We start from the raw sequence: 5,155 nt of genomic DNA, 5'->3' as shown, positions 1-5,155 counted from the left end.
TACGCCCTGCACGGGCTGGACGCGGCGGCCGCGCACGCCGGCCGGGCGCTGGGCCTGGCCGACGACAGCGACCCGGTCGGCCGGCTGCAGCTGGAGCTGCTGAGCACGGAGATCTCGTTCTACCGGGACGGCAACGCCTTCCTCTCCGGAGGCGGGCCGGAGCAGCTGCACGCGCTCGCCGACCGGCTGCTCGCGCACGGCGACGACGCCTGCGCCGCCCGGGCCTGGACACTGCTCGGCCAGGCGGCGTGGCTGCGCGCCGACCGGACGGCCGCGGTGGCCTGCCTGAACCGGGCCGTGGCGCTGTTCGAGCCGCTGCCGGACAGCGGCCAGAAGGCGGACGCGCACGCCGAGCTGGGCCGGCTGCACATGCTCAACTACGAGCGCGACGAGGCCGTCGCCGCGGCGGAGACGGCGGCCGGGATCGGCGCCCGGCTCGGGTTGGCGGAGGTCAACGTGAACGCCCGGATCACCGCGGCCACCGCCCGCTACCAGGCGGGCGACCGGTCCGGCATCGACGAGCTGCACGCGCTGGTCGAGTCGAGCCGGGCGCAGCAGTTGCTCGCGCTGCCGCGGGCCTTGCAGAATCTCGCGTTCGCGCTGCGCGAGGAGGGCGACTGGGTGCGCTCGGACGCGCTGCTCACCACGGCGCCCGAGGCGAGGGGCAGCGGGCAGACCCTGGCCACCAGCTACTCCGGCGAGGCGATGCGGGCGTACTTCGACGGGGACTTCGGCCGGCTGGTCGCCGCCGCCGACGCCTTCGTCGACACCCCGACCGGCGGCTGGGACATGCAGGTCCGGGGCCTGCGCTCGTGCCTGCTGGTGCTGCGCGGGCAGCCGGTGCCCCCGGCGCCCCGGCCGGCCCCCACCCCGCGCGACGGCGGCGCCGAGCCGGTCCGGCACCGGGACGACGTGGCCGCCGCGCTGGACGACGCCCGGCGCAGCGGCTTTCACCGGCCGCACTGGACCATGCTGGGGATGGCCGCGCTGTGCCGGGCCCTGCAGGGGCGGGCGGACGAGGCGGCGGAGCTGATCGACGAGCTGGCCGTCGCCTGGTCGGCGGTGCCGGCCCTGGCCAGCGGCGAGTGGATCGCGGCCGCGGCGTACGCGGCCAGCCTGGTCGGCCGGGACGCGGCGGTGCGGGTGCGCGCCATGCTGGACCGGCTCGACCACCGGACGCCCTGGTCGGAGGCGGCGCTGCGGACGGTCACCGGGGCCCTCGCGGCGGCGGACGGTGACCACCGGCGCGCCGGTGAGCTGCACCTGGCCGGCGCGGAGATCTACGCCCGCATCCCGGACGTGACCGACCGGATGCTGGCCCTCGCCCTCGCGGTGGCCGAGCTGGACCGGGCGGGGGACGACGACGCGGCCGCCGCGCCGCTGGCCGAGGTACGCGCCTTCGCCCAGCGCAACGAGGCTCCCGGGCTGCTCGCCCTGGCCCGCCACCCGGTCCCCGACACCGGCCCGGCGGTCGCCTGCTGACCCGGTACGCCGGCGCGGGCGGGCGTCAGGCGGGGACGGGCTGGCGGGGCTGGGCCTTCGCCTTCTGCGCGTAGATGTCGACGTACTCGCGGCCGGAGAGCTCCATCAGCTCGTACATGATCTCGTCGGTGACGGCCCGCTCGACGAACCGGTCGCCGGCCATCCCCGCGTACCGGGAGAAATCGAGGGGTGCGCCGAAGCGGATCCGCACCCGGCCGAGGTTGGGGATGATCTGGCCGGTCGGCTGGATCGCGTCGGAGTTGAGCATCGCCATCGGCACCACCGGCGCGCCGCTCTCCAGGGCGAGCCGGGCCACCCCGGTCTTGCCCCGGTAGAGCCGGCCGTCGGGGGAGCGGGTGCCCTCCGGGTAGATGCCCGCGATCCCGCCGGCCCGCAGCACCCGGAGCTGGGTGTCGAGCGCCGCGCGGGCGGCCCGGCCGCCGGTCCGGTCGACCGGGATGGTGCCGGAGCCGACGAAGAACATCCTGGTGAGCCAGCCCTTGATGCCCTTGCCGGTGAAGTACTCCGCCTTTGCGATGAATGTGACTTTTCGCTTGACGATGAGCGGGGTGAAGATCGAATCCGAGAAGGAGAGGTGATTGCTGGCCAGGATGACCGGGCCGGTCTCCGGGACGTGCTCCAGCCCCTCGACCTGCGGGCGGAAGATCAGCCTCAGCAACGGGCCGAGGATGATGTACTTCAGCAGCCAGTACAGCACCGGGGTCCTTCCAGGCGGGCGCCGGAGGGGCCGCCGGGCACGCCCGGACCGCGCCCGGGGCGCCGTCGGCGAGCGGGAACTGTCGGGGAGAAGCCTACGAACCGGGAGCGGCACGCCACAACGCACTCCCGGAACCGGGTGCCGACGTGTCACGATTCAGGGCACGGCGTGCGGGGCGCCGGATCGGGACGCACCGGCGGGTGCGGCGAGGAGGTGTCCGGTGTCAGCGGGTGGGCCCCGTCGGGGGCGGCGGGACAACGGGCTCGACGCGGCCGAGTACGCGGTCGCGGGCGACGTCGATCCACGCGTCGGCGAGCATCTGCTCGACGTGCTGGCCGCGGGCGGCATCGCCGCCTACCTCCAGCCCTCCGCCGACCTGAATCCGGTCACCCGCACCACCACCGTGCCGGCCCGCCCGGTCGACCGGCTCTACGTCGACCGCTCGCACCTGACCACCGCCCGGGACTACCTGACCCAGCTCGCCGACGAGGGCGCTCCCGAGCCGGCCCGGGACGACGAGCCCGACATCGAGGCCGAGTGGGCCAAGATCGTCGCCGGCTTCCACACCGCCCCGGCCGCCGGCAGCCACCCGTGGCCCGCCGCCGAGGACGTCGACGAGCCGGTCGACCCGACCGGCCCGACCGGCACCGCCGGCGCCCGGACCGAGGAGCCCGCCGGCCCGACCGCCACCGACGTGCGGCGGCTGCCGTACGCGGCGGACGTCTCGGGGATCTCGGTCGGTCGGGGCCGGCCCGACGAGCCGTCGCTCCTGGACGGGCTGGACAGTTTCGGCGCCGACCTGCCGGACGACGAGGAGCACTACACTCCGCCGCCTCCGCCGCCGCTGCCGCGCTTCTCCAAGTACGCCGTGGTCGGCGTGCTCTGCATCGTGGTCGGATTCGTGCTCTTCCTCTCCCCCACCCTGCTGCCGGTGACCGACCCCTCGGTGGTGACGCTGCTCGGCTTCACCGGCATCCTCGCCGGGTTCGTGATGCTGATCTGGCGGCTGCGTCCCGGCGACTCCGACGAGCAGGACCCGGACGACGGCGCGGTCGTCTGACCGGCCCCGCCCGGATCACGGGACGCCCCGGCATCGACGGGCGGTCGCGTAACAGGGGTGTAACTTACGGTCAGTAGGAATACCGCTGTCCGTCACTTCCCGCACCGGCTGTCCGGTTTGTTCCTCTGGCCGGGTCGCCGGTCCCCCTGCAGATCGGAATGCCCGAGATGCGACAGAGTCCCCTCGTGGTGGTGGCCAACCGCCTCCCCATCGACGACAGTGTGGCGCCGGACGGCGCCTGCGAGTGGCGCCGCAGCCCCGGCGGCCTGGTGAGCGCCCTGCACCCCCTGCTCCGGCACACCCCCGCCACCTGGGTCGGCTGGGCCGGCGGCACCGGCCCCGCCCCGCACCTGCCCGACCTGGACGGCGTACGGATGCACAGCGTGCCGCTGACCGGCGACGACCTCCGCGACCACTACGAGGGGTTCGCCAACGCCACCCTCTGGCCGCTCTACCACGACGCGGTCGAGCAGCCCGAGTACCACCGCCGCTGGTGGGAGGCGTACCAGCGGGTCAACCAGCGGTTCGCCGAGGCGGCCGCGGCGGTGGCCGAGCCGGGCGGCCTGGTCTGGGTGCAGGACTACCACCTGCAACTGGTGCCCGGGCTGCTCCGCGAACTCCGCCCCGACCTGCGGATCGGCTTCTTCCTGCACGTGCCGTTCCCGCCCCCGGAGCTGTTCATGCAGCTGCCCCGCCGGGCCGAACTGCTGCGCGGGATGCTCGGCGCCGACCTGGTCGGGTTCCAGCGGGCGCAGGCCGCGCACAACTTCGCCCAACTCGTGGCCAAGGTGCTCCAACTGCCCGCCACCGACCGGCGGATCGCGGTCGGCGACCGGGTGGTCCGGATCGGCGCGTTCCCGGTCTCCATCGACACCGCCGAGCTGGCCGCGCTCGCCGCCGGGCCCGACGTCACCGACCGGGCCCGCCGGCTCCGCCAGGACCTCGGCGGCCCCGAGCGCGTCATCCTCAGCGTCGACCGGATGGACTACACCAAGGGCATCGAGCAGCGCCTCAAGGCGTACCGCGAGCTGCTGGCCAACGGGGACGTCAAGGTCCCGGACACCGTGCTGATCCAGGTGGCGGTGCCCAGCCGGGAGCGGGTCGGCCAGTACCAGATCCTGCGGGACCGGGTGGAGCACCAGGTCGGCCGGATCAACGGCGAGTTCGGCCGGGTCGGCGAGCCGGCCATCCACTACCTCACCCAGCCCTTCGACCGGGCCGAACTGGCCGCCCTCTACCGGATCGCCGACGTGATGGCGGTGACCCCGCTGCGGGACGGGATGAACCTGGTCGCCAAGGAGTACGTCGCCGCCCGGGTCGACGACACCGGGGCGTTGCTGCTCAGCGAGTTCGCCGGCGCGGCCGCCGAGCTGCCCCAGGCGTACCTGGTGAACCCGCACGACCTGGAGGGGCTCAAGCAGCAGCTGCTGCGGGCGCTCCGGGCCACGCCGGAGGACGTCTCCGCCCGGATGCGGGCGATGCGGGAGCACCTGCGCCGCAACGACATCCACGCCTGGGCCGGCTCCTACCTGAGCGCGCTGGAGGAGAGCGACGCGCTGCTCGGTCGGCGCGTCCCGGTGGACTGACCGCGCCGTTCAGCCGAGCGCCGGCACCGGATCCTTGTCCAGCCAGTCCAGGATCGCGTCGATCGGCTCCCGCCAGCGGGCGTCGAGCATCAGGTCGTGCCCCATGCCGGGGAAGAGCAGCGGGGCCGAGGCGTACCGGCGGGCCGCCCGGGTCAGCGCCGAGGCCGGGACCACCCGGTCGTCCGGGCTGCCCAGCACCAGCACCGGCGGGCGGCCCACGGCCGGCTCCGGGTCCCGGCCGGTGAGCAGCTGCCACTGCGCGCGCCGGCTGGCCCGGCCCAGCCCGGCGACGTACCGGCGAGCGTCGGC

General features: G+C 75.0%; 4 protein-coding genes and 1 pseudogene. 3 read left to right on the top strand and 2 right to left on the bottom strand.

The annotated features are described in order from the left end of the window. Positions 1-1,482, top strand: a pseudogene (locus tag ACWEVO_RS29570) (adenylyl cyclase); the annotation flags it as partial. A gap of 25 nt (positions 1,483-1,507) precedes the next feature. Here ACWEVO_RS29570 and ACWEVO_RS29565 read toward each other — a convergent pair. Then, complete coding sequence (locus ACWEVO_RS29565; RefSeq protein WP_452310758.1) at positions 1,508-2,200, bottom strand: lysophospholipid acyltransferase family protein; 693 nt, start codon at positions 2,198-2,200, stop codon at positions 1,508-1,510. A 220-nt stretch (positions 2,201-2,420) separates the two neighbouring features. Between ACWEVO_RS29565 and ACWEVO_RS29560 the strand changes: the two genes are divergently transcribed. Beyond that, positions 2,421-3,260 carry a DUF308 domain-containing protein gene (locus ACWEVO_RS29560; protein WP_452310757.1) on the top strand — a complete coding sequence of 280 codons (840 nt, stop codon included), beginning with the start codon at positions 2,421-2,423 and terminating at the stop codon, positions 3,258-3,260. 167 nt (positions 3,261-3,427) lie between these two features. Continuing rightward, on the top strand, positions 3,428-4,846 hold the full coding sequence (locus tag ACWEVO_RS29555) for an alpha,alpha-trehalose-phosphate synthase (UDP-forming) (protein ID WP_452310756.1): 1,419 nt from the start codon (positions 3,428-3,430) through the stop codon (positions 4,844-4,846). A gap of 9 nt (positions 4,847-4,855) precedes the next feature. On the opposite strand, the gene ACWEVO_RS29550 is transcribed toward ACWEVO_RS29555, so the two are convergent. Then, on the bottom strand, positions 4,856-5,155 hold a 300-nt coding region (locus ACWEVO_RS29550), incomplete at its 5' end, for an alpha/beta hydrolase (RefSeq protein WP_452310755.1).

This window comes from Micromonospora sp. NPDC003776, assembly GCF_053605645.1.
This window is presented reverse-complemented; position numbering and strand designations above follow the sequence as displayed.